Origin of the sequence: Candidatus Leptofilum sp. (assembly GCF_965223525.1) — a bacterium.
Lineage (GTDB): Bacteria > Chloroflexota > Anaerolineae > Promineifilales > Promineifilaceae > Leptofilum.
The window spans coordinates 2,130,947-2,155,470 of sequence record NZ_OZ245005.1 but is presented as its reverse complement, the minus strand read 5'-3'; the positions used below and the strand labels follow the sequence as shown (position 1 = coordinate 2,155,470).

Sequence of the window (24,524 nt, the reverse complement as noted above, 5' to 3'; positions counted from 1 at the left end):
CCTGAATATCGGTAGTTTGAATTTCTAAAAGGAGATTTTCAAGATGACAAATGAAGAAAAAATGACATTGGTAAAAGAACTGATTCTCTCAAGGAATGTGGAGGTAGCACGGCAACATCCGGGATTGGCTGAAGAGATTCCCATGTTGGAAATGCTAGCGACTGCTTTTTCGGATGTGGAATCAGAGATTCCGCTTCAATTTTGTGATGGCGATTGGGTAGCAACGCAAGCGATTTATCACCAGACGCATACCGGCACCTTCATGGGCATTCCAGCGACGAACAAGCGCATAAAAACGGAAGTGTTGATGTTTCACCGGGTTGTAGACGGTGTAATTGTCCAACAACATTCTCAAGCAAACTCAGCCGAGATGATGCGGGAGTTGGGTGCATTGCAAGGCCCCTGGCATTAATGCAAAAACAGCACACGATTAAAATCACCTCTCTCGCAGATTGCCCTAAGACTATTCCTACCCTAAGCATATGGTTTCAAACCCAAGGCCGGACTATTACGCAGGGCGCACACTGATGGATATTGCTCAAGATTTTGTCTTGGAAGCAAACCGAAGCGGTATCCCTATTCATCTGGTGACTTTTGCCGATGGCGTATTAACAGGCACGATTGCGCTGCGCGAGGAAGCGATTTGGAAATTGCCACCGCGTGAATGGGAAATTTTGGAACTCCTAGCGCAAGGATTAACCAATACCGCTATTGCCGAAAAGCTTGTTCTCAACCCCAAAACGATTCGCAATCAAGTGTCCAGCATCTTTAGCAAGCTACAGGTCGCCAGCCGCAGCCAAGCCATCGTCAAGGCGCGGGAAGCAGGTCTAGGCAAAGCTGAGTCGTAAAATGAATACCTAATCAGGTATCGATTTCATTTGACCCAATCTGACCCGTTTCTGCGCGTAAAGCAATGCCTAGCATAAGCCAACACAGGGCAAAAAGTGCGCCTATCCCATGTGCCAGTTGGTTGCGGCTTTGAATTGGAATTTCTAACAAGGCCGGGAACAGAGCGGGATGCAGGAAAAGCAGGCTTAGAAAAGGATACGCTCCCACCAACAGTGGACTATATCGATGCCAGCCCTGCCAACGCTGTGCCCGTAAGGCAGCGATTCCGGCCAATACTAAGCCTGACAAACCTACCGAGAAAAAAGCGAGTAGCACCGCGAGATTCTCATCAAATTCCAGGCGCGTCATTATTCTTACAAGTCCGTGCAATTCTACTGTGTTCGAGCCCTCGCTGATTGTGCCTGAGCCCAGCAGAGATAGGATCAATAAAGCCAAACCCAAACCGATCTTAGCTATGACGCTTTTGCCCGTTGCGGTTGAACGCAGCAACCCAGCCGTGCCGGTGATTGCCATCAACAACAAGGTGGCGCCAGCAGCGTTATCTAAAAAAGCTGAGGCATCATAGCCTAAATTGGAAACGGCCGGATAAAAGATGACCAGAGTGAGTTCAATAAGACCATGCGCTATGGCGGCAGCGATGGTTATGAGGGCGGCCGTTTGGGCGAAACGGCCGCTTTCCCCAACTAATTTCGCGTTATTGGGAACCACCCAGGCTGCCACCCGACCCAAAACAAAACCATAAACCAATAGCGGTGAGGCAAACAGAGCGAATAAGACCCATTTGGATACTAGCGCCAGTTCACCTTCTGTTTGAATAAACAAGATGATGAAGGTGATAAGTAAAGAAAATATCCCCCCAAAAACCAACCCCTTTTCTCTGATTGAACCCGGTAAAAACGGCAAGACAAATCCGTAAACCACACCAGCCAGTGCGCCGAATAGTGCGCCAAGGCCAATAATGGTCAATGTGCCATCGAAGGAAAAACTGGGAGGCATATCGGCCAATAAGGCCACGGCTCGCATGGAAATGCGAGCGGCAACTCCCACTGCAAGCCCTCCCGCGATTCCGCTAACAATACCCACCAGCACACTGCCTAAAAATTGATTGGGCTCAAACAAGATTCGGAGGCGAACAAAGTGATTTTCAACATTAGATTTTGTGTTGATCATGATTCTATCTCCTGAACGGCCATTCCTGTCACAATAGTCGTAGATTCACTTTTCATGCGTGTTCTCTCCTCAAGGCATTTGGCTAGCTAGCGCCGGTTGAGCCTGTAAAAATGCCCAAATTGCCGCCAGTTCGGTATCTGTCATGTGTTGGAAGTATTGCCAGGGCATGACCTCGCTGAGCTGGCGGCCGTTTGGGTGCATCCCCGTTCTCATCGCCGTGTAAAAGTCGTTCTGCGTCCAGCCCGGTAGTTCGCCACCGGAGGTGAGATTTGGACCAATGGGGCAGTCTCGGCACGCCTGCCCACCGGCCAGTTCTGCTCCGTGACAAGCTGTACATTGACCAAGTGCCACGAAGTATTCGCCATATTCGGCCGTTTCCCCTTCGGCCAATGCCGGTGTAAATGGCGCAGAATGATCAATCACCCGTCCCGACAGACCTTCAGCCAGCGGCCCCGCCCCAATTAAGGCATAAAACATGGGTCCTGGTTTGCTCTCTGGCAACAGATTGTCAACCGGGGGAATGGTTTGGAGATAGGCAACCATCGCGGCCAAATCTGCTTCGCTCATCACATTAAACAAGAGAGAGGGCATAATGATGACGCTGCGCCCGGCAGGTGTCACGCCGTGACGAATGGCGCGAACCCAATCTTCACTGGTGTAGGTTGCCCCAACGCCCCCTGCGCCAGCCGTTAAATTAGGTGCGACGATGACTCCCTGGGCATTGGGGTTGTTGACGACAATATCGCCAGCAAGATCGTCACCATGACAGTAGCCGCAATGGGTGACGGCCGTTACCAAATGCTCACCTCTGGCCAAAGCAACTTCATCTGTGGGAATCTCCAAAGATGGTACAGCAACGTCATACGTCTCGTTAAAGCGGGCGCGACCAATGCCTAACACAATCACAACGGCAATGACAATGAGACCAATTAAGCTGCCCAAAATGACACCAAGCCTCTTCAAGGTTTTTCGCATGAGAATGTTCTCCTGAACGGCCGTCCACCAGCAGGCATATTTAACAGACCCACTGTGGAGCTTGGAAACGGCCGTATTAACAGTGTGATGTATCCAATAATGGCTCGGTATTGCGGCGTAGTTCGAGCGATGGCGCAATCATGAGGATAACGCCCGCCACAAAAGCGGCGGGTGGATGAACACCGGGAATAATCTCATTCCAAAGCGCCAGCGCGATCCATACCACACCAATTTCGGCCGCCATGATAAGTACGCCCCCAATCCGCGAAAAGGTTAATAAAGTCACAAAACCTGTTAGGATGAGACTCAAGATGATCAAGCCGGTATAAAGATCGTATGCGATGTTGTAACTCTCTGGAAGACCGAAAACAACGACCTCTGTCGGCACGATAAGGTGACCAACCCTGGTATACATCCAGCAAAAGGTTGCAACGATTCCTGTGATTGCCGCTGCATAGGCCAGCAATCTGTAAATCCAGTTTGGCGTTCTTTTATGCACGGCGAAGGCAAAAATAACGATCCCGGCGCCGATGATAAGGCCACCCACACCCATGCCTAAATTTCCGAACAGCCACTCTCCGTAATTTAGCTCTATGAGCTGACGCCGATGCCAGGACGATGCAACACCAACGAAGTCCAAAATCACCGGACGTGTAACGCCGATTATGAAAACGAGCGCACCGACTGACATAAACAGGCCGGATATTCTACGTGTCATATGCCTCTTTCTCCTGTAAGTGACTTGGGGCGATCATTTAGTCTATCGATCACAGACGCTTTGAGAGACAGCAGCGTTTCCAGTTATTGCGGGTAAGGACAGATGCGTTTAATTTACTTGATCCAACTAAGCGGCCTAACAGCACGAAAATGCTAACTACCTGCTCTGAACACCCTTCGACCCACCCACAATCCCCAGATGAGCAAAAGCAGATAGGTGAAGCCATTGCTGCTAACCGCAATATTATCCAGAATTGATGCACGAGAGGGCAAATCGCTTTGCGCCAGGATGCCTGGTAGTGCCACAAAGCCAACCATCATCGTCAGCCCGGTTAAAAGCCCGTAGCGCCGCAGCGCTGAAGTTTCAGCAATGGGTCGGAGCCTTGCCATGCAGGCAAGGAAAAGCCACACACCAACGAATGCCCAGCCCAGTGCACTCACTAAACCGGAGAGGAAGTATCCGGTATTGCCAGACACCACCAGAAAACTGCCAATGGAGACTCCTATCGCCCCCGCCCAGGCAAGGACAATCGAGTTAAGTGCCACGGATTGAGATAATCGACGACGATTTATGGCATATAGACGGGACGCCAGAACTGCGCTGAGGAATGCGGCAGGGACAATCGAAATGTCACTGGCCTTTCCGTAAGGTGTCCCAATCGTAAAAAAGAGAATCAAGAAGGCGATTGTGATGACGATAGCCCCAGCGATCCCAATGGCCAACCAGCCCGTAATTCTGTCAGCCTCTTGTCGAAATTGCATATCAACACCTTTCTAAATGTCCTCGACTACCCGTTCAAATACGGGAGGTTAGCACAAATTGTCATTTGTCATCACTCAAGGGAGTGGCTAATTCTGTAGGCATACGAACTCAATCACATGTTTCTTGTCAAACGGCCGCATCCGATTGTGCAACTGACGTCGGTTCCAGGCATGAGCAAACGCTTTCACATGACGATTTAACCAAACCAAGCTGCGTGAGAAGCAACGGCTCTTTCTGACTAGTCGAGTGAGATAGTGTCGCAGTTCCGCATTGCCTCCTTCAACTGAGTACGTTTCGCTCTTATCTCTTAGCGATAAATGGTAGCCGCGACGATAAATCAAACTGTCGTACAGAGGGAACTTGTCACTGTAATACTGCTCGGCAGGCGCCTCATCAATCATTTTTTGTGCCACTGCCTGCGTGCGTTGCAAAACGGGCTCAATCCCTAGAAAACAGCGGGTTTGCCGGTCTACAACGGTCATGATGTAGATTTCGTTTTTTTCTCACCGATAAAGGTGAAGAGCTCATCCTGTTCAGCTACTTCCACTGGTTCATTAGGGCCGGGCAAGGTTGATGGCAACTTATCAGCGTATGCTTTAAGCCAATTAGCGACCGACTGTGGCGCAACACCTAGATGTCGTGCTGCCTGACGTTGGCTATTGCCATCCAAGACCAAGCGAATGGCTTGTTGGCGGATGGCAATTGGATGGCCATTTGGCTGAGGCTGGGGTACATATTTACGATTGCAGGCTTTGCATTTGAATACTTGGCTACCAGCCACAGTTTTGCCATTTCTAACTTGAGAATCTGTTCGGTGACAGTGCGGACATTGGTTCATGTGCCTTTTATACCATGCCTTTGTGTTTAGTCACTCCCTCACTCAAAGTCAATGAAATGTCTTATGTCATACGAACCGGATTTTGTGTATTTTCTACTCCTCCAAAAATAAGGAGGGAAATTCCTGCAATCAGAAGCGGGAGAAAATGGGTTCCTGGAATAATATCTTGCGTAATGATTTGCTGTGTAGCGACAGAGATCACTTCAATGGCCATTATCAAGCCCCCGCCCCATTTTGAATATCTTTGCATGATGATAAACCCTAACAAGACAATGCCGAGTGGCATAAGAATGTTAAATGCAGGCCATGTCCAATCAGGAAGCCTTATACTCTTTGCTGTAACTAAAGGTGGCAGGACGGATCGGTTATAAGATACTATCATCCAATAAGCAGCCGCGAGTGAAATCGAACATGCACAAGCAACGGCCGTTAGAAATAATCGTTTGCTTTCGCTTCTTGACCTTAGTGCCAATGTGAATGTCGCAACACCCACTGCGACGATGATGCTACCAAAGCCCATCATCAAGTTGCCGAATTGCCATTGGTCAGGGCTTTCTCGAATAAGCTGCGCCTTGGAGCCCATGCCTGGGCCGAAGTAATCGAGAATGACGGGGCGAGACACACCGATCATAAAACAGATTACGCCAAGAATCAGTACAATTCCAGCAACTCGCTTCATCTTAATCTTCCTTCACGCAAATGTTCCTGGCTCTAGCGGTTCCCGGTTTGCCTGCCAAAGAGCCACGCCCAACAATATCCAACTAGCCGCATAAGTAGTCAGCAGTGTAATCCCAATGGGTGAAGTGGGATCAGTGCCGTATAATGATCCCATACCAGTTAAGGCGACCACAGCCAACAACGGGGTAAAACTCAAGCGACCTAGCGTACGATTCACGAGAGCGATAGCCCCCATACCAGCAAATCCCATAATCCACAGACCCAAACCAATAAATATCATGTTGTCCCAATTGCTTCGCGGATTAGATGACCAAACTAAAATCACTGAGCCAATATTGCTCAGGAGCAACCCACTCACAGATGCAGCAAAGGCAACCGTGTTCAAGCGGCTCTCTGTTGCTGGCAAACATTTATAAAGTCCAAATAGCCTTAATGCCAAAAGAGGCACTGTTGCCAATAGTGATATCGTAAAGGGAGCGGCGCCGTAGATAATCGAAGCAACGCCCACAGCATAAAGCAATCCGCCGACAGCCCCCACAGGGCCACTCCAACGTGTTAATTTGTCAATGGGCATGTGAAATAGCTCCAAGAAGTGTTCGGCAACGGCCGTTTTCAGCAAATCAAAAAACGCCACAAGCCACAAATCCATCACGGCCAACCCACCACTTTCCTGCAATGTGCCGCGCACATCATCCCGAAACAGTTGTGCCATGTGGGTGCCATACTCCCGACGGAACGAAGCTGGATACAGATATAGCAGCAGGCAATAAATACGATTGGAAAGGGTCAGTAATTTAACTGATGGAAACATATCAATCTCTCATGCTACTCAGGCAAATAAGCCTGGCTCTAGTGGTTCCCTGTATTCTTGCCAAAGTGCCATCCCCAGCAGTAACCAGCCAACGCCGTTGAGAATGAGAAAAGCTAATGATAATTGTTGTGCAATAGTAGCGATGACCATGAAACCGAGGAAAACACCGCCCAAAATTAGGGGTACAAAGCGCCAGACACCCAGCACCTGATGCTTCAGGGCAATAATGCCCATGCCGATAATACCTATGGCCAGACCATAGAAACCAATGCCGAGTAAATACCAAGGTAAATCGGGATCAGATAGCCAAAACGTGAAGGCTCCGGCCCCCAAAAGCAACAGGCTAATCAAAGCTAAACCGAAGGTCATTTTGTTGCCTGCAGAAGACCCAGCTGGCAGACGCCGGTAAAGGCCGGTTAACGCCACTCCCCAAAGGAGCAACATCGGCAATAGAGTCCAACGAAAGAGGGAATTTTCGTTTACTGGAACTTCAAAATACATTATGAAGACAAAAAACGCACCGCCCAAAGCAGCCGCAAGACCACTCCAACGTGTTAATTTTTCAATAGGCATGTGAAATATCTCCCAGAAATGTTCGGCAACGGCCGTTTTCAGCAAATCAAAAAAGGCCAAAAGCCACAAACCCACCACGGCCAATCTACCATCGTCCCGCAACGTGCCGCGCATATCATCTCGAAACAGTTGCGCCATATGGGTGCCATACTCGCGACGAAAAGAGACTGGATACAGATACAGCAGCAAACAGTAAACGCGATTGGAAAGAGCCAACAATTTTGCCGGAGACAACATCATCAACCTCTCCAAGCAGGATTCGGCGACCAACCGGGCAAAAGCTGTTTCGCTTGCGCCTGCGCCACCATCCGAGCCAGACGAGCCGCTTCCGCACTCAATACCCGCTGCCCAAATTCTGTCAGGCGATAATAGCGACGGCGTTCATCATTAAGCGCTGGATCAGGACGTTCATCCATCTCTTCAATCAACTTCTGCTTCAAGAGCCGCTTAATGGCGCCATACAGGGTACCTGGCACCAAATGCACCTGGCCACCCGTACGAAACTTGACCTCCTGCATGATGCCATAACCGTGCCGCTCCTCATCAGCCAGAGCTAGCAAGATATGAAAGACAGCAGGCGATAAGGGTAAAAAACTTTCGGGAGTTGGATTAGTAGGCTCTGTCATATATTATTCCTTGTTTAACAAGTTAGTCGCGTCGCGATGTATCGTACAGCGATATAGTACAAAATCCAAGCCGGCTTGTCAAGCAAAATTTTCAAACCAAACCCCCTAAGCCCTTACACGCTAGCGTTCTGTCCCCCTTGCTGAATCGACAACCACCCTCTAGAATCTTCCTTATCAATCAAGTGCCCAAGAAATGCGGAGAGACGCTCAAATGGCAGGCAAAATCTTTTTACATGGTGGAGGAGATAAGGCTGAAAGCCGTGTGGCGACCTTTGGGCTGTTTGCGGCCGCAGCACTGCGCCAGCCAACAAACAAATTGGCTTTGGTGATTGCTGAAGTGGATGAAACGGCCGCACAAGAAAGTTGGCAAGCCTATAGTGTAATTTTTACGGCCGTCAACGTACCAATCGAGCAGCTACTCCCCCTGTTTGTAACGGCCGCGCAGCCCCTCACCTATGAAATGGTTGCCCAAGCCAACCCAGCCGGGCTGTTTGTTTGCGGCGGCATGACCCCAACCTATCATCAAGCAGTTTGTGCCGATACCTCTTGGACGCGCTACTTGCAAGAGACTGGGATTCCTTATGGGGGCACGTCGGCGGGAGCGGCGATTGCCGCACAGTCGGCCATTTTGGGTGGCTGGCAAGCTACTCGGCAAAACGTAGCGCGGGAGATTTTATTTATGGGCGCAGGCGAAGGGATCGATCCGCTTACCGTGCGCCCTGGCCTGAGCCTGGTGCCATTTGCCGTAGACGTACACGCCAGCCAAATGGGAACACTTTCCCGGCTCATCCATGCGGTCGAGCTAGGGTTGGTAGCTGAAGGCTGGGCGATTGATGAAAATACGATGTTGATGGTAAACGGCCGTTCCCACCAAATTTTCGGCGCTGGGCATTGCTACCATGTCCAGCGCGGCAGCGGTGGCGTTGCAGTCACTATCCACACGGCCGGAGAATAATTTGCGGATAGCAACGGCCGTGAACTCGCCCTGTCCAAACGGCCGCTTTCGGATACACTCTGCTCTAGTAATCACTACGCCACAACAGGACAAATCAGATGAACATACCCGCCTCAGCTTTTGGCAACCTTGTTACAGACCGCTCACGTAATTTCCGCTACCTGATGTTTGGTATGCTCTACTTTGTACAGGGGATCATTGTTGCTTTTACGGGCAACTTTGCCAAGCCTTACCTCAACACCTTCAACATTGATGCCGATCTAATTGGTCTGCTGTTTACGCTGCTGCTGGTGCCGTTCATCTTCAAAATTTTCTACGGCATGTTGAGCGACCGGGTCAATCTGTTTGGGCGCGGCCATCGCCTACCTTACATCGTTGTTGCCCTCATCATCAGCATGGCGGGCATCTTTTTGGCAGGATTCATCAATCCGGGCGAAAATTACACCCTCTTCCTCATCCTAATTTTGGCAACTTCATTTGCCGTTGCTCTGTTTGACACAACAGCCGATGCCCTGGCGGTAGACATTACGCCATTGGAAGAGCAAAGTCGTGTGCAAAGCATCATGACCAGTGGCCGCGCCATTGGCATCATTGTGATGTCGCTGCTTATTGGCTGGATTGCCACGACGTTGGGCTACTTTTGGGTCTTCATGATCATCGCCCTGCTGATGGCGATCCCGCTTTTTTGGGTGCTGCAAGTGCAGGAACCGCCCCGCGATGCCACCAAGCCCAGCTTTGAATGGCGCGCCTTTAGCGCACTGCTCCAGCCGCAATATTTAATTTTTGCGGCGTATGGCATTTTGTCTTGGATTGCGTACCAGGGCATTGAGGGACTGGTAACGTTCTACATGAGCGATGAACTGGCGGCGATAGAAACGCAAATTGGCACCTACGGGGCACTCAAGGGTGTTGGCACGGTGGTCGGGGCTTTAATCACAAGCTGGCTCATTAGCCGAACCAGTCGCCGCACAACAGCGATGCTGGTAGCGGGTCTGGTTTCGCTTGGCGGGCTGGTGTTTAGCTTTGCGGGATCAATTACGGCCGTTCTCACCCTCGCCACCTTTTGGGGCATTGTGTTGGGGCTGCACTGGACCACTTACATGGTGCTCGCCATGACGCGCACCGACGCCCGCATTGCTGGCTCCATGTTTGCCATCTCCATGGCCGTCTCTAACATTGGCTCGGCCATTGGCGACGGCGTGGCCACTGGCCTAACAGACAACATTGGCTTCATCAACGTCTTTCGGCTCTTGGCAGCCATCAATCTCATCGTCTTCCCCTTACTAATTGGCGTTTTCAGATTGGCGCCTAAGGAAGAAACGGCCGTTTCCTAAATTAACCCGAGCTGCCCCTTACAATTTCTAGCAATGAACTTGCCCGAATTTCCGCAAAAGCTGTCACACAGTTGCCACCAAATTTTACCTTTTCACATTTCCCCGCTACAATTACGGTATGATCGGGAACACGAGCGTTGACAATCCTTTTTATCACCGAGGCGCAATCCGTCGCGCCCCAGATTTCCACAACCGGGAAGCAGAAATTAGCCAAATTTTGGGCTTGCTGCGGAACGGGCAAAGCGTCTCGCTGATTGGCCCGCGGCGCATTGGTAAAAGCTCTCTACTCATCCACCTTTCGCGGGCTTCAGTGCGCGCCCAAATGCAGCTCGATCCACCCCACGCTTTGTTTGTCTTGATTGATTGTCAAGAGTTTGGCGGTTCACCCCCAGAAGAAATTTATGAGGCTTTGTTGGATGGTCTGCTAGATGCTGCCCAAGATGCCGGGATCACTATCAAAGCCAACCAATCCCCCGGTACTTACCGGGCTTTAGACCGCGTTTTACACCAGATTCACAAGCAAGATACGGCCGTCGTCGTTCTCCTTGATGAGTTTGAACTGTTGGCCGCCAATGAACAGCTTACCCCCTACTTTTTTGCCCGGCTGCGGGGGCTAACCACCAAATATGGTCTTGCTTACCTCACGGCCAGTCAACGGCCGCTTTTTGCCATCACCGCCGAAGAAGAAATTCTTAGTTCACCGTTCTTCAACATTTTTGTCACCTTACCGCTGGGGCTTTTCAGCACCGAAGCCAGCCAACAGATGGTTCGGAATCGGTTGGAAAATAGCGACTGCTCGTTTTCAAAAGAACTCATTGACTATTTGATTTATTTGGTAGGGCCGCATCCCTTCTTTTTGCATATCGCTGCCTACCATGCGTTCCAGGCACTCACCCAGGGAGCCACGTTGGAGAGTAAAGAACAGTTTGCCCAGCTAGACGACCCCATCGAAGTAGAGGCTAATTCTCACCTGGGCTATCTGTGGCAAAACCTAACCGCTGAAGAACAGTACGCACTGGCCATTGCTGACGGGCCGATTGACAGCCTGCGCCTGCTGGAACAACAGTGCTTGCTGACGGCCAGTGACGACGGTTATCAATACACCAGTGCCATTTTGCGCCGCTATGTGCGCCGCCAGCAGGTTGCCGGGCTCATCCAAGCGGGACCATTTGTTATTGACCAACAGCGGCATCAGGTTTGGGGGCAGGGTCAGGAATTGAGCCTGACGACTTCCCAATTTGCCATTTTGGTGAGCCTGTGCCAAAACGCAGGCCAGGTGGTGCACGGGGACGATTTGGAAACGGCCGTTTGGGGGGATGTTCTCGTTGATGACCCAGACCGACTCAAAACGCTCATCAAGCGGCTGCGGCGGGCTATCTCCCCCTTCGACACCTGGATCATCAGTGAGCGTGGCGTGGGCTACGCGCTGCGACCACCTGAGGGCCAGTAGGCCAGTAAACGGTAATCCAATTTCCAATTACTGATTACGGATTACCGAACCGCTGGGTTAAAAACATGAAAAGGGGCACCACACAACTGGCTGGTTTTGGTAAAAACGGCCGTTTCGGTTGGCCAATTCTATTTCTGCTTCTCCTCACTGGATTTCTTCTTTGGCAATCTCCTCCACAAACCGCATTTGCTCAGGAGCAAAATCCTGCCTACTGGCGTCACTCTGCCCCTCGACGCATCAACCATATCCTTAATGAAGATATCAACCATGACGGTGTAGATGAATTTGTGATAGCTGCAGAAAACGGCCGTATTGAGCTGCTGAATTCCGTTGGCGATCTGCAATGGAGCCATGCCGCAGGTGATATTGTCCAAGCCATCGGCACCGCAAATCTGGACGGCGATCAGGCAATGGAGATCGCGTTTGTATCTGAGCGTAACCTCACTGTACTCAACAGCGAAGGGAGGGAGCTGTGGTCGAGCGTGCTAAATACACTTGCCCCGCCCCAGGCATTACTTGCCTTTGGCAGCCAAGAAGCTGGGCAGGCGTGGCAGGCACAATACCAAATTCAGGTACGGCAAATCGAATCGTTTGATTATAATGGAAACGGCCGTGATGAGCTGCTGCTATTGTTTGACGATGGCCAACTGCAACTGTATAGCGAAACTGGCAGTCGCATATGGGTGGATGACAGTAACAGTTATCCGCTACGCGACAACCCGGCCGTCATGACCGTGCTAGACCTCAACCAGGATGGCCAACAAGAGATCGCCCTCGGTTACTTTAACCCCACCCTCCGCTTTAGCCAACTGCGCCTCATCAACGGGCAAGGGCAAGATATTTGGGCCGACAAGCACCCCATTCCCAACCGCGTTTCTACCCTGGCAGTCGTACCATTTGGTGAAAATGGAGAACCGCTACTTGCCATTGGCTCAGAAGGTGGGCAGATCCATCTCATCAACTCTGAACGGCAACGTGCCTGGTGGCCACGCACCCTCAACAAAGCAATTACGGTGCTGACGGTGGGCGAGCACGCTGGGGAACCATTATTGCTGGCGGGCACCGAGGTTGGTGTGGTGGTTGCTTACCGGGCCAACGGCAGCCGCCTTTGGACTCGTCGCCTGGCAACTGAAGCCAATCGCGCCGTTGTGTCGCTCACGGCCGCACGGCTAGGCAGCGGCGAAAATGCCCCACTGTTAGCCGCAGCCCTGGCTCCTCCAGCCGAAGTTGATGGTGGGAATGATGTGCTGCTGCTGGGGCCTACCGGGCGCACCTTGGCCACCTACGAAGCGGTGGACGACAGCGGCTTTACCCGGCTACTAGATATTAACCAGGACGGCCGTTACGAACTGTTTCTGGCCCGCTTTGCCACCGTAGAGCTGCTGGGGCTGGGGGCAGGCACCAGCGAAATCGCCCCGGAGTGGAGCTATTCACTTGATTCGGAACCGGGCGATATTTTAGTGGTGGACTTTAACCAGGACGGTGAAGATGAGTTGGTAATTGGTGCGCGAGACGGCCGTTTACACTACCTCAACCAGCAAAATGAACTGGATTGGCTCGTCTCCCCTGGTGGCATCATCACCCACCTGGCCCTGCTAGAAGCAAACCAAAGCCAACAAATTGTAGTCATACGCAACAACAGTGTCCAAGAGCCAGATAACGAGCAAATATTTGAAGGTTGGGTAGACGTGCGCGACATCAATGGCGAGCAAATATGGGAGGCACCCCTATCTGCCAACATCACCAGTTTGCTGCTGCAAAACGTCAACGAACAGAACGATCCCGAAATCATCGTCGGCACGCATGATGGGCAAATTGTGGCCTTTTCCACTGCTGGCGCAGAACTTTGGCGTGAACGCACCGTCGGCGAGGGGCAACCAGGCAAACCAATCAGCCATCTGCTGCTAACCAACCATCTTATTACCCAAGAGCCAATGCTCATTGCCGCCGCCGATAACCAGCTTTACGCCGTTGAAATTCGCAGCCCATTCCCAGCACCCATCATCGCTACGTATGCCAGCCCTATTAGCGATCTTTACCAGCTAAACCAGCCGGGGGAAGAACTGGCTATCCGGCTGCTCGTATTTGTAAATGGTGAAGTTTCCGGCTTAACCTGGCGCGGTATTCGGATGCCCGCCTGGCCCGTGCCGCTTGAAGGGAATCCTATCATTAGCATACCTGCCAATGATGCCGTCGAGGAAACGTTTGAAGAAGGGCCGTCTGAATCGTTTCTCATTGCCACCGACCAGGCAGTATTAAGCCGCCTGCGCGTACAGGATAGTGAACCGACACAGGTGTGGCGACTCATTGGTCTTAATAACATTACCAGCCTTTACTGGGGTGATCTTACAGGGGATGCACAGCCAGAGTTTGTGGTGGGCAATAGCGAAGGTAGTGAGGGATACATCTACCTTTACTCGAACCAGACAGAGCTCATTGATGAAATTCCACTCTCCAGTGGCGTGTTCGACTTGCTTGTCATTCGTAATGATGGGCAAATTGCGGCCGATTTGCTGGTAATCACAGAAAACGGGGTCGTGCAACTGTTTCGTGCTCAGGAAAATCATCCGCCGCTCCTCACAGCTCCCCAGGTGGAAGGGCAGTACAACTTTAGCGTTTCGGTAACAGATGTAGAGGGAGATGAGGTAACGGTACGTCTGGAAATTTTAAATCCGGCAACGGGCATTTGGGAAAGCCAGGGAGCAAAAATTATTGCCAACGGCAATGATCGCACCTTCTGGACTGTCTCTGAACTGCCCGAAAATGACGGCTCGGTCACGTATCGCCTTACTTACGACGATGGCGCTTATCAGGGTGAATTAACCCCACTCACAAGCCGCGTGGCGGTTCCCAACAACAGCCTGCTTCCACCTACCACCGCCACACTAACAATACTTGGTTTGGTAACGGCCGTTAGCCTCTTCGTCTTGGTGCGTCAAAGTCAACTGCCTGCAAATCGCGCCCGCCGCTTTTACCGACAGCTAAAAAACCAATCAGAAGCTACGCTTACCCTGTTAGAAAGTCGCTACAATCTCTCCAACGCCTCGCCGGACTTTCTCATTTATTTAGCCAGCCGTGCCCGACATCAGGGAGACTCGTTGGTAAGCAGCCTAGCCGACGGCCTCTTTTTGCTGGCAGATCGGCCTCGCGTGGGGCTCACAATTATTTTGGGTGCGCTGGACGATGCACAGGAAAAACGCCTCGGCTGGCAGCAGTTGGAACGGTGGCAACGTCTGTTTCAAACAAGCCAAGCCTTGCTAGGAGCCCCAACCATCACGGAAATTTCGCTGCTACGTCCCCAATTAGTCCATTTGCTAGAGTATTTAGAGCAACAAGACAAATGGCCACCAACGCTAGATGCGCTGCTGCCTATTATGACCAACTTGCGAGATAGTGAACGGGTAGATTTGCCAGATGACCGGCTGGTTTACCTCAACGAAGCCACTCACTTGTTGAGTGAACTACAGCAAGCACTCCCGGCCTTTTCTGTGCGAATAGAGAAGACGTTGGCGGCAGCCATTGTGCGTCGCTGGATGGGGGTGGCCACAGCTGCCAGTGCGGAGCTGCGCGGGCAAGCGACTCTGGTTGTGCAGCTTAAAACAAAGCGCATCGTCTCTAGTGAACAGACCAGTGTAACGCTGCTATTGACCAACAACGGCCGTTCCCCCGCCGAAAATGTCATCACTGTACTTAATGAAGACCCCGGCTACCTGGTGCAAAGCGACCCGCAATACATCGCCCTGCTTCCGCCGGGGCGCAGCCGTGCCGTTTCCTTCCAGCTAGAGCCGCAAGTCACAGATCGTTTCCGCCTGGGGCTGACCGTTTCCTACAAAGATCGCACCCAGCACAACCGGGAAATAGCCTTTGGCGATATGGTTCATCTGCTGCAGCCCACCCGCAACTTTAAGCCAATTTTTAACCCCTACCTGCCCGGCACGCCGCTTCGCAGCAACAGCCCCCTCTTTTTTGGGCAAGAACGACTGTTTCACTTTATTGCCGACAACGCTGGAAAATGGTCCCAGCGCAACGTCCTCATTCTCATTGGCCAGCGGCGCACCGGTAAAACCTCCACGCTGCTGCGCCTGGGGCAGCATTTGCCCGATGATCTGCTGCCAGTCTACATTGATTGCCAATCGCTGGGGGTTAGCCCCGGCATGGGTGCCCTGTTCCACGACATGGCCTGGCTCATCTCCGACGCGCTGGCCCTGCGCGACATTGAGATTGATGTGCCGCCGCCAGATATGTGGCAAACAGACCCCACTGGCGAATTCCAGCGCCGCTTCATCCCCAAAGCAAAATCGCTGCTGCCGCTAGACACCACGCTGCTGCTACTGTTTGACGAGTTTGAAGCGTTTGAAAATCTGGTGGAAGATGGCATTCTGCCGCCCACATTTTTCAGCTTTATGCGCCATTTAATGCAGCACAGCGAGGGTTTGAGCTTTATTTTTGTAGGCACGCGCCGCCTGGAGGAGATGAGCGCCGATTATTGGTCGGTGCTGTTTAATATTGCCTTGTATGAGCGCATTACGTTTTTATCAGAGGATGCGGCCGTTCGCCTCATCACCGAACCCGTCGCCCCCGATCTGGTTTATGACGACCTGGCCATTGACAAGATTTTGCGGGTGACGGCGGGGCAGCCTTACTTTGTGCAGCTTGTTTGCTACACGCTGGTGCAGCGCGCCAACCGTGAACGTACGGGGTATGTCACCATCTCTGATGTGAATGCAGGGCTGGCCGAGATGTTGAGCCTGGGCGAGGTGCATTTTGCGTACCTGTGGCAGCGTTCCAGCGAGGCAGAGCGGGTGGTGCTAACGGCCGTTGCCCACATGAGCAGCGACGACACCACCCTGCACCCCAGCGACATTGTGGATTTTCTGGAACCGTTTGGCATCCAGCTACCCCCAACCGAAATTACGGCCGCTTTGCATCGCCTGGTTGAGCGGGAAATTATGCGAGAGCTCAATGACGGTGCCAATACCCTGTACGAGCTAAAAATTGGCCTGGTGGGTCTGTGGGTGGCGCAGCACAAGAGCTTGAGCCGACTGCATGCACGACGCGGTAATGGAACGGCCGTTACGCCCAAAACCAGACTCTCTTCCCGCCGCTAACACCATGACAACCGACACAATCTCATCCGAAACCGCCCGCCGTTTTTACGATTGGCTGGGCGAAAAGCATGATTGGGGCGGCCGTTTTGAACGGCGAGCCAAAGAACGGGCATTAGAACTGCTGGAGGCTGGTTCCGCGCAGCAGTTGCTGAATGTGGGTGTGGGTACGGGCAAGGAGCAGCAGACGATTCAGGCGGTCTTGCCACCTGGCGGACAAACGTTTGGCATTGATTTATCTGGGGAGATGCTGAAAGTGACCCAGCAGCGGGTGCCGGAAACGCAGCTATCTCAGGCAATGGCATGGCAGTTGCCTTTTGCGAGTGGTAGCTTTGACCGGGTGTTTTGCACGTATGTGTTGGATTTGTTTGAAACGGCCGTTCTCCCCCAAACCCTCTCCGAACTCCACCGCGTCCTCCAACCGGGCGGCAAGCTCATCCTCGTTTCCCTCACCGAAGGTATCAATTTGCCCAGCCGTCTGCTTGTTGGCCTGTGGAAAACCACCTATCGCCTCCACCCACTCATTCTTGGCGGCTGTCGGCCGTTGCGATTGCAAACGCTGGTTGAGCAAGCCGGCTTTTCTATTCTACAACGGGAAGTCATTGTGCAGCTTGGCGTGCCCAGTGAGGTCATCCTGACGGGAAGGTAATCGGTGAACGCTTACTGGTAATAGGATACTGCGCCCTCAAAGCCTGAATATCTTCTTGGGTTGGATATTGATCCAGGTGATACGGCTGTTTAGAATGTCAGAGAATACTGACAAAATGCAAGTTTACTCCTCCCCAAACCACTCACGGTAAATCGTAGCATATTCACCAGATTCGATTAGTCGAAGCAACGCAAGATTTATCCTTTCACGTAACAGGGGATTTTGGGAGAGGGCAACACCATATTGTTGTTCTTGAAATACTGTGCCAGCTAATTCAACTGAGCCACTATCATCAAGGGCAACGTAATGCTGTAGCACAGGCGCATCGTAAACTACAGCATCTACCTCATCATTAAGAAGGGCAGCATAAGCATCGCCTTCATGCAGGAACAAAATCGGTCGGATTCCCTGCTGATTCAAATAATCTTCTGCCGTACTGCGCTCAATGGTTGCTACCCGTTTACCAGGCAAATCGGAAGGCCCAGCAATATGAGAATTAACCTCATTTACGGCGAAAGTTGCCGCAATACTAGCTGTAAAAGAAGCCAACACAAACAAGCCAGAAAACATCCAAATCAAGCCCACAATACGTCCGAGTATTGTTTTGGGTGTTTTATCGCCATATCCAACCGTCGTTGCTGTCACTGCAGACCACCAGAATGCTTCCCAAATGCCCGGCCAGTAATTTACAGAAAAATCATCGTTGATATGTCGTTCACTGAACCACATGATATGCGCCGCTACAAGTAGAGAAATGAATAGAAATCCTAATACCCTGAGCAGTTGTGGGGAAAAGATGGCATTGATGAGGCTCAAAAAACTATTGCCCCAAAGCCCCCGGTTTTCAGTCGTTACCATAATTTGCAAACCGGACTGAAAATAAGAGTGAGAAAAGTCTAGCTTGCTTTCACGCTGTTCGGTAATGCCAACACCTGCTGTTGCCGCATCAGCCGCCCCCCGTTCGACCTCATCAAGAAGTTTTGCCACCGTATTCACTCCATACAGTTCATACTCTAAGTTGGCCTCACGAGCAATCAACTTCCACAATTCAATGCTGAAACCAGTATATTGTCGCGTTTCAACATCATAAATAACAAAAGGAGCCAAAGGCTTTGTAACAATTCGCAACGGTGGCAAAGATTGTAGTGTTTCATTAGAATCTTCACTCCCAACCTCAACCACCAATGTTTCATCATGTGCAGCAACGGCCGTTGCCATCCATACATTAACGACTTGCCTATTATTTGTAATCCACTCAGTAGCGTGTCGTTCTATATCCGTTTGCTCTTCTTCTCCTGCCAGTAACAGAGCATTTTGCGCTGAAATATCATCGAGTGGAATGACTATCGAATCTAGCAATGCTTGAATAGCAGGATTTGTCTCTAAAAAACTTCGGTTGGCAACTGTACGAATATCATTAGGAGGAAATCCCATTGGACAAGGAGAGACCACACAGCCAGCGACATTAGCCACGGTTGTTTGATCCTCTGACAAAGCGAGGGGTGGCACACCAATCCAAACGACATCCTGTCCCGGAACCAATGCACCAATTGTCCAATTGGGTGTCCACGTATAAAAAAATATCGGCTCGTTGGCTGCAAATTGCTCAACCGTGTTTACCATTAACGGGCCATAGTCTCCCTGAACATGTTCTATCACACCGCGCAAATCATAACTGTCTAGATGATGTTCAATAACCTGTTCACACCCCCAGCCAACATTGCAGCCTATAAGATCGGCGCGGCCGTTTCCATCCCTATCAAAATAGTTCACCACTTCAGATCGATTAAAATCAGCCAGTGATGTAATACTCAACAATTCAGCCGAGTTCCTATCAACCATATAGCCTTGCAAAGCACCACCTTTCACTTGTGTCCCCACTATCTCAATACGTGCTGTCACCTCATCGGTTAGGAAGGCATTATGAAGGGGAAACCAACCATTGACCCAAAAATCAACATCCCCTCTGGCCAACGCCTCATAGAATTCACCATTGTCAAAGGTGCGTGGGCGGTCAACTTGATATCCTAATTCCAGCAGCAATTGCCGATATACTTCAGCCTGAAACCAACCTGTATCCCAGGTCGCACGCCCCATCCGTATCGGCCGGTTTCCGCCAATTGGCGAATTTGCTTCTTCCTGGGCAGAAAGCGGAACAGCAAATAGCATTCCTGTTAGCAAGCAGCCCAGGAAAAACAGGCTCCTTAAGCAGCCTGATTGGCAAAAAATATGTGAAAGCGTATTTGGTTTTTGCATCATAGGATTATTATTGAATCTGTAGGTTAGAGTTCTATAAGTCAGTGTTTTGCGCTATTGACAATTGGAGGCTATAATGGCTCATCAACTGATATATTACTAATATATCAGAAATAAGCAACCCACACACTACGCTAATTTTTCATCGAAACATCAACAACATTTTTGCTGTAAGCCACCAGCCTAAAAGGGCGGCAGGCTAAACCTCCAACTAAAAGCTAAATGAACTACCCCGCTACAAGTAGGCGGGGTATCAAGACCGGGAATCGGAATTTTTCTCGCAGCAAGCTGCAGGGAATACGACCCAATCTGTGAATTAAATAACAGTAATCCCCAGCCAAATTGTTTAATTGGCAGAAATGCCTCAAATGTCCATTTATCAATATTAGTTGAAGAAGGAGGAAGAAATGACTGCGGTCACCGAAAACATGAAAAAGGAAAACAGGACAAAACAGCGTAAGCTGATTGAGGAACGCTTACGTCAAGAAGAATTGGAGCGCCTCAAAGCAATTGAAGAGCGCGACCAATTTTATGGCCTGCAGGTTGATCCTGAAGTTGAATATTATGAGGAGATCGCCCACCGAGAGCCAGGAGATACAAACTGGGTTGGGTACGGGTTTGATCTCCATCCGCAAGTAACCTTAGTTGCTGGTGGTTTATTACTTGTATTTGTGGCTTGGACATTGCTAGCCGGAGAACAGGCTGCTTCTGTTTTTAGCAGCCTTCTCACAGGCATTAGCACAAACTTTGGCTGGCTTTATATTGCTGCGGCCAACATATTTGTCATTGCCATGGCGTTTTTTGCCTTTAGTAAATATGGCAAAATTCGTATTGGTGGCCCAGAGGCAAAGCCAGAATTCAGCAATTTTGCCTGGTATTCCATGCTCATAAGCGCAGGTATGGGAATTGGCCTTATGTTCTGGAGCGTTGCTGAACCTATTTTCCATTTTAGCAGCCCATCGCCCATGTTTGGGGTTGAAGCGGGCGGCGCAGAGGCAGCGCAGGCGGCTTTTGCAGTTACCTACTTCCATTGGGGGCTACACCCCTGGGGTATCTATGCACTTGTAAGCCTTGGCCTTGCCTTTTTTGCTTACAATCGTGGCCTTCCCTTGACCATTCGCTCTGTCTTTTACCCTATTCTTGGCGACCGTATTTACGGTTGGTGGGGCAACATTATTGATATTCTATCGGTAATAGCGACGTTATTTGGCCTCGCTACATCATTAGGCTTTGGCGTACAACAGGTTTCGGCTGGCCTTAATTTCTTATTTGGGTTGCCAACAGAAACGTGGTTTCAAGTTCTGCTGATTGTAATTATCACTGGTTTTGCAACGATGTCGGTTGTTGCAGGATTAGATGGCGGCGTTAAAAAGCTCAGCGAGTGGAATATTCGCATTGCAGGTCTTTTGCTTCTTTTTGTCCTTATTTTAGGGCCTACTGTTTATATTCTTAGCTCCTTTTTCCAAAATGTTGGTTTTTATATCCAGAGGTTGCCCCAATTGGCTCTTTGGACTGAAACATACCAAGTGGGCGATAAATGGCAAGCCGGCTGGACCGTCTTCTATTGGGGCTGGTGGATTTCCTGGTCGCCCTTTGTTGGCATGTTTATTGCCCGCGTGTCTAAAGGTCGTATGATCAAAGAATTCATTGTTGGTGTGATGCTTCTGCCAACGCTGCTTTCGTTTTTCTGGATGTCGGTATTTGGCGGTACAGCTATCTTTAATGAACAGACAGGCGTAGATATTTCCCGGGCCGTCAATGAAAATGTGGCAACGGCTATGTTTGAAATGTTCCAGAACCTCCCACTAACTGGAATAATCTCGTTTGTCGGAATTGTTCTAGTTGTGTTCTTTTTCGTAACATCCTCGGATTCTGGCTCGCTGGTTGTTGATCACCTGACTTCTGGTGGCAAGCTTGATTCGCCAGTGCCGCAGCGAGTTTTTTGGGCGATAATGGAAGGTCTGCTGGCGGCCGTATTGCTTTTGGGTGGCGGCCTTGCTGCTTTACAAACTGCGTCAATTGCGGCTGGCTTACCCTTTACAATTGTTCTGCTCATAATGATCTATAGTTTACGTAAAGGGCTTCATGAAGAACTTTACCATTTAGATGCACATGAGATAAAAGAAGTTATTGAAAGAACGCCAATTGATGTGGAAACCTTAGAAGGTGGGCTTTCAGCTACTGGAGATTGATCCAGGCAATTCCTAAGTATACCTAACTGGTAGAGGGAATTGAACAAATAGAGGCTCGAGTTGAAGATTTATCTATTCAACCCGAGCCTTCTATTGATACCTACTTCTGTTGTCTTGTATGCCCAATTTACCTTGCTGCTGAACGGCCGTTCACGCCGGGAGAATAGGTGTTTTGAGTAGCATGACCGCACGATGGGTCACCTCACCCTACAAATGATTTCAGGTTAACGGCGACGGCCGTTCCAAAGCAAAATGGCAATCCCACCAATGACGGCAACAATGGCCGCCACCATCCCACCAGAATTTTTGCGGCGAGATTTGACACCTTTGGCCTGGACGGGAATTTTGGCTAGCTTTGCGCCTGTTTCTGCCTGAAGTTGGGCAAAATGGGCGGGATCTGCTTTGAGTTCGGCGGCGAGTTTGCGCTTTTGGGCAAACTGCTCGTCCGTCACCGCTTCGTCAAAAGAGCGCAGATCGGCAATTTGGAAATCGTGCTTTTTGAAGAGGCGGTAAATTTCTTTGACCCGCTCCACTGAAATATTTCGGCCTAGTGTGTAATCCTCGAAACGGCCGTCCATGGCCAAAAGCGCCGTCTCAGCCAAACAAGCGTAAGCCGTCTTAGGCGGCAGGCCAATGTCGTAGCCAAAATCAATGTCGCCGGGGATGAGTACCTCGCCGCTTTCAATCACCAGCACGTCGGGGCGCAGGGCGGCCTCGGCGGGGCTGATGTCTGGCGGGCGGGCCACATCGCAGATAACCGCACCCGGTTTGCATTTGGTGATGTCCACAATGCGCTGACCAAAGGCGGAGGTGGCGGTGACGATGAGGTCGCAATCGCCAATCAGTTCGTCGGGGCGGGTGGCGATGGCTACTTTGGCACCGGGCGTTTCTTCCTGAATGGTGCGCTTGAGGTCAATCAGCCGCTCCGGCTCAATGGAAACCAGCACCACATCATAAATCGCCTGCGCCAGCAAGCGAGAGCAGACGGAGCCAATCGAACCCGTCGCGCCGATGATCATCACCTTGCCCTTGGTGAGATCGGTTGCCCCCATCTTGATGACCGCTTGCTTGGCCGCTTCCAGCGTGGCCGCAACGGTGAGGCTGTTGCCGCTGGTGATGGCAATATCAGCTTCGTGGGCGACGGTGATGCCCGCATCCCCCACCACGCTGGTGAACGCGCCCAGCCCCATGATCCGCGCCCCTTTGCGTTCAGCCATTTCGGCCGCTTTGTGCAGGCGGTCGTAGGTGAAGCGTTCGCCGTGGCGCATCATCTGGCGTGGCGTGGCGCCCAGGCTGATGAGATGTCCCTCAATGCGCTGCCCGGTGGTGGGCGACTGCCCGCCGGTGATGCGGGAGAGAGAGAGCGGCGGGATGTAGGCGGCCACTGCTTCGACGATGCTATCGGGCAAATATTTCGTCCAGCGGAAAGCCCGATGCCCATGGATGAAGCGTACGCTCAGCGGGTGAATGACAAAGGCAAAGCGGTTGATGTCGGCGTTTTCCGGCTGGAGGGTGCGGATGGCGGGCGTCCATTCCAGATCGGCCATCATGTCCAGGTAGGTGTCTTCGTTGAGGGGTGCGGCAGGGTCGGGGCGGAGAGCGGTGAGTGCGGCCTCGACGGTGGCGGCAGACCATTGCCCCAGCCCAGCAGCGTCGTCCAGAGCGGGCATGAGGGTAACGACAATATCCACGCCCCGCGCTTGCAAATCGGCCAGGTCGTCCTCGCTGGCGTTTTCTACCACGATGGTTTTGCGCTTGAGCGTTTCGGGGGCAAAGTGGCGAATCGTGCCGATGTCCCCGGCAATCACGTCGGCCCAGTCGAAGGGGGCTTGGTTGGGTTCGGGGGAACGGCCGTTCACCTGCGGATACAAGGTTTCATACGACACATCTTTCAGGCGATCCAGCGTGAACGGTGCGGCCTGATTGCGCGTCTGGCGGAAGCCGATCCCTGGCACTTTGGGCAAATGGAAGTAAATGAAAGGGTCGGCGTAGCGGATGGTGCAACCGTGTCGTTCCAAGGCGCGGGACATGCCATTGTGGTTAATGCCAGGGGTCATCAGCACCCGCTTGCGGCTAAAGATACCTGGCTGGGCGCGATCAGCCAAAATGATGCCCCATCGCTCCAAGCCAGCCCGGATGATACGGCCGTCTACCACCGGTGTTTGTTGGGCAACGGCTGTCAAGCCAGCCCCCTGTGCATGTTTGCGTTTAGCCGGGCCAAGCTCTAGCTGGGCAGGCATGCCGTGCAGGGCAATGGCATCTACCTGACCGTCTAGCTGGGTGATGAGTTCACGCGCTTTGTCCAGGTCGTTGGCACAGTTCAGGTGGCGAATCTGGAGCGATTGCCCCATAAAGGTGACGGTTTCGGCTGTTTCCGGGCGGTTCAGGTGCAGGACAGCAATCTGTTTCATATTTTCCTCTTCAAATAGTGACGTAAAGTGACAGTCACCTTCGGAGGTGACTGTCACTTGGTAAGGATACTAAATTGTAGGGAATGCCTGTTAGGAGGAACTGCACCGAAGCGGCGTGAACTCTGTCACCTTCTTAAAAGCAAGAAAGCCACAGATTTCGCAGATTACACAG

At 51.3% G+C, this 24,524-nt stretch carries 19 protein-coding genes and 1 pseudogene; 8 read left to right on the top strand and 12 right to left on the bottom strand.

Annotated elements, in window-relative coordinates; all coding sequences use genetic code 11:
- Nucleotides 1-43 precede the first annotated feature (43 nt).
- Nucleotides 44-412: an ester cyclase gene (locus ACOQPM_RS26265; RefSeq protein WP_420631357.1), complete on the top strand. Its 369-nt coding sequence runs from the start codon at nt 44-46 to the stop codon at nt 410-412.
- Nucleotides 413-650: 238 nt separating this feature from the next.
- Nucleotides 651-848 (top strand): annotated as a pseudogene (locus ACOQPM_RS26260) (response regulator transcription factor); the annotation flags it as partial.
- A 13-nt stretch (nt 849-861) separates the two neighbouring features.
- On the opposite strand, the gene ACOQPM_RS26255 reads toward ACOQPM_RS26260, so the two are convergent.
- From ACOQPM_RS26255 to ACOQPM_RS26210, 10 genes are all read right to left on the bottom strand, one after another.
- Nucleotides 862-2,019 carry a hypothetical protein gene (locus ACOQPM_RS26255; protein WP_420631356.1) on the bottom strand — a complete coding sequence of 386 codons (1,158 nt, stop codon included), beginning with the start codon at nt 2,017-2,019 and terminating at the stop codon, nt 862-864.
- 69 nt (nt 2,020-2,088) lie between these two features.
- Complete coding sequence (locus ACOQPM_RS26250; protein WP_420631355.1) at nt 2,089-2,994, bottom strand: c-type cytochrome; 906 nt, start codon at nt 2,992-2,994, stop codon at nt 2,089-2,091.
- A gap of 76 nt (nt 2,995-3,070) precedes the next feature.
- A complete protein-coding gene (locus ACOQPM_RS26245) occupies nt 3,071-3,712 on the bottom strand; it encodes a hypothetical protein (RefSeq protein ID WP_420631354.1) in 642 nt (213 codons plus the stop codon).
- 152 nt (nt 3,713-3,864) lie between these two features.
- Nucleotides 3,865-4,473 carry a hypothetical protein gene (locus tag ACOQPM_RS26240; protein ID WP_420631353.1) on the bottom strand — a complete coding sequence of 203 codons (609 nt, stop codon included), beginning with the start codon at nt 4,471-4,473 and terminating at the stop codon, nt 3,865-3,867.
- Between the two features lie 87 nt (nt 4,474-4,560).
- A complete protein-coding gene (locus ACOQPM_RS26235) occupies nt 4,561-4,956 on the bottom strand; it encodes an IS1 family transposase (RefSeq protein WP_420627216.1) in 396 nt (131 codons plus the stop codon).
- Nucleotides 4,953-5,312 carry a helix-turn-helix domain-containing protein gene (locus ACOQPM_RS26230; protein ID WP_420627217.1) on the bottom strand — a complete coding sequence of 120 codons (360 nt, stop codon included), beginning with the start codon at nt 5,310-5,312 and terminating at the stop codon, nt 4,953-4,955. The genes ACOQPM_RS26235 and ACOQPM_RS26230 overlap by 4 nt, the downstream gene beginning before the upstream one ends.
- A 61-nt stretch (nt 5,313-5,373) precedes the next feature.
- The gene (locus ACOQPM_RS26225) at nt 5,374-5,991 is read right to left on the bottom strand and encodes a hypothetical protein (RefSeq protein ID WP_420631352.1); all 618 of its coding nucleotides are present in this window, start codon (nt 5,989-5,991) and stop codon (nt 5,374-5,376) included.
- A 12-nt stretch (nt 5,992-6,003) separates the two neighbouring features.
- Nucleotides 6,004-6,801 carry a hypothetical protein gene (locus ACOQPM_RS26220; RefSeq protein WP_420631351.1) on the bottom strand — a complete coding sequence of 266 codons (798 nt, stop codon included), beginning with the start codon at nt 6,799-6,801 and terminating at the stop codon, nt 6,004-6,006.
- Nucleotides 6,802-6,819: 18 nt separating this feature from the next.
- A complete protein-coding gene (locus ACOQPM_RS26215) occupies nt 6,820-7,488 on the bottom strand; it encodes a hypothetical protein (protein WP_420631350.1) in 669 nt (222 codons plus the stop codon).
- A 125-nt stretch (nt 7,489-7,613) separates the two neighbouring features.
- Nucleotides 7,614-8,000: a PadR family transcriptional regulator gene (locus ACOQPM_RS26210; protein ID WP_420631349.1), complete on the bottom strand. Its 387-nt coding sequence runs from the start codon at nt 7,998-8,000 to the stop codon at nt 7,614-7,616.
- A gap of 211 nt (nt 8,001-8,211) precedes the next feature.
- Between ACOQPM_RS26210 and ACOQPM_RS26205 the strand changes: the two genes are divergently transcribed.
- The 5 genes from ACOQPM_RS26205 (at nt 8,212) to ACOQPM_RS26185 (ending at nt 17,493) form a co-directional block, all read left to right on the top strand.
- Complete coding sequence (locus tag ACOQPM_RS26205; protein WP_420631348.1) at nt 8,212-8,955, top strand: hypothetical protein; 744 nt, start codon at nt 8,212-8,214, stop codon at nt 8,953-8,955.
- A gap of 98 nt (nt 8,956-9,053) precedes the next feature.
- Nucleotides 9,054-10,289 carry an MFS transporter gene (locus ACOQPM_RS26200; RefSeq protein WP_420631347.1) on the top strand — a complete coding sequence of 412 codons (1,236 nt, stop codon included), beginning with the start codon at nt 9,054-9,056 and terminating at the stop codon, nt 10,287-10,289.
- 118 nt (nt 10,290-10,407) lie between these two features.
- On the top strand, nt 10,408-11,739 hold the full coding sequence (locus ACOQPM_RS26195) for a winged helix-turn-helix domain-containing protein (protein WP_420631346.1): 1,332 nt from the start codon (nt 10,408-10,410) through the stop codon (nt 11,737-11,739).
- 65 nt (nt 11,740-11,804) lie between these two features.
- Complete coding sequence (locus ACOQPM_RS26190) at nt 11,805-16,847, top strand: AAA family ATPase (protein WP_420631345.1); 5,043 nt, start codon at nt 11,805-11,807, stop codon at nt 16,845-16,847.
- Nucleotides 16,786-17,493, top strand: coding sequence for a class I SAM-dependent methyltransferase (locus ACOQPM_RS26185; RefSeq protein ID WP_420631344.1), 708 nt, complete (start codon nt 16,786-16,788; stop codon nt 17,491-17,493). The genes ACOQPM_RS26190 and ACOQPM_RS26185 overlap by 62 nt, the downstream gene beginning before the upstream one ends.
- A gap of 123 nt (nt 17,494-17,616) precedes the next feature.
- Here ACOQPM_RS26185 and proX read toward each other — a convergent pair whose 3' ends face one another.
- Nucleotides 17,617-19,752, bottom strand: a complete 2,136-nt coding sequence (proX, locus tag ACOQPM_RS26180) for a glycine betaine/L-proline ABC transporter substrate-binding protein ProX (protein ID WP_420631343.1) — start codon at nt 19,750-19,752, stop codon at nt 17,617-17,619.
- Nucleotides 19,753-20,156: 404 nt separating this feature from the next.
- Here proX and ACOQPM_RS26175 point away from each other — a divergent pair, with 404 nt between their 5' ends.
- Complete coding sequence (locus ACOQPM_RS26175; protein ID WP_420631342.1) at nt 20,157-21,941, top strand: BCCT family transporter; 1,785 nt, start codon at nt 20,157-20,159, stop codon at nt 21,939-21,941.
- Nucleotides 21,942-22,165: 224 nt separating this feature from the next.
- Here ACOQPM_RS26175 and ACOQPM_RS26170 read toward each other — a convergent pair whose 3' ends face one another.
- Nucleotides 22,166-24,352, bottom strand: a complete 2,187-nt coding sequence (locus ACOQPM_RS26170; RefSeq protein ID WP_420631341.1) for a serine carboxypeptidase — start codon at nt 24,350-24,352, stop codon at nt 22,166-22,168.
- Between the last annotated feature and the right edge of the window lie 172 nt (nt 24,353-24,524).

Excerpts from the sequence above, each read along its gene's own strand:
- ACOQPM_RS26265 (WP_420631357.1), top strand. The coding sequence starts at position 44 with ATGACAAATGAAGAAAAAATGACATTGGTAAAAGAACTGATTCTCTCA.
- ACOQPM_RS26255 (WP_420631356.1), bottom strand. The coding sequence starts at position 2,019 with ATGATCAACACAAAATCTAATGTTGAAAATCACTTTGTTCGCCTCCGA.
- ACOQPM_RS26250 (WP_420631355.1), bottom strand. The coding sequence starts at position 2,994 with ATGCGAAAAACCTTGAAGAGGCTTGGTGTCATTTTGGGCAGCTTAATT.
- ACOQPM_RS26245 (WP_420631354.1), bottom strand. The coding sequence starts at position 3,712 with ATGACACGTAGAATATCCGGCCTGTTTATGTCAGTCGGTGCGCTCGTT.
- ACOQPM_RS26240 (WP_420631353.1), bottom strand. The coding sequence starts at position 4,473 with ATGCAATTTCGACAAGAGGCTGACAGAATTACGGGCTGGTTGGCCATT.
- ACOQPM_RS26235 (WP_420627216.1), bottom strand. The coding sequence starts at position 4,956 with ATGACCGTTGTAGACCGGCAAACCCGCTGTTTTCTAGGGATTGAGCCC.
- ACOQPM_RS26230 (WP_420627217.1), bottom strand. The coding sequence starts at position 5,312 with ATGAACCAATGTCCGCACTGTCACCGAACAGATTCTCAAGTTAGAAAT.
- ACOQPM_RS26225 (WP_420631352.1), bottom strand. The coding sequence starts at position 5,991 with ATGAAGCGAGTTGCTGGAATTGTACTGATTCTTGGCGTAATCTGTTTT.
- ACOQPM_RS26220 (WP_420631351.1), bottom strand. The coding sequence starts at position 6,801 with ATGTTTCCATCAGTTAAATTACTGACCCTTTCCAATCGTATTTATTGC.
- ACOQPM_RS26215 (WP_420631350.1), bottom strand. The coding sequence starts at position 7,488 with ATGCGCGGCACGTTGCGGGACGATGGTAGATTGGCCGTGGTGGGTTTG.
- ACOQPM_RS26210 (WP_420631349.1), bottom strand. The coding sequence starts at position 8,000 with ATGACAGAGCCTACTAATCCAACTCCCGAAAGTTTTTTACCCTTATCG.
- ACOQPM_RS26205 (WP_420631348.1), top strand. The coding sequence starts at position 8,212 with ATGGCAGGCAAAATCTTTTTACATGGTGGAGGAGATAAGGCTGAAAGC.
- ACOQPM_RS26200 (WP_420631347.1), top strand. The coding sequence starts at position 9,054 with ATGAACATACCCGCCTCAGCTTTTGGCAACCTTGTTACAGACCGCTCA.
- ACOQPM_RS26195 (WP_420631346.1), top strand. The coding sequence starts at position 10,408 with ATGATCGGGAACACGAGCGTTGACAATCCTTTTTATCACCGAGGCGCA.
- ACOQPM_RS26190 (WP_420631345.1), top strand. The coding sequence starts at position 11,805 with ATGAAAAGGGGCACCACACAACTGGCTGGTTTTGGTAAAAACGGCCGT.
- ACOQPM_RS26185 (WP_420631344.1), top strand. The coding sequence starts at position 16,786 with ATGCACGACGCGGTAATGGAACGGCCGTTACGCCCAAAACCAGACTCT.
- proX (WP_420631343.1), bottom strand. The coding sequence starts at position 19,752 with ATGATGCAAAAACCAAATACGCTTTCACATATTTTTTGCCAATCAGGC.
- ACOQPM_RS26175 (WP_420631342.1), top strand. The coding sequence starts at position 20,157 with ATGACTGCGGTCACCGAAAACATGAAAAAGGAAAACAGGACAAAACAG.
- ACOQPM_RS26170 (WP_420631341.1), bottom strand. The coding sequence starts at position 24,352 with ATGAAACAGATTGCTGTCCTGCACCTGAACCGCCCGGAAACAGCCGAA.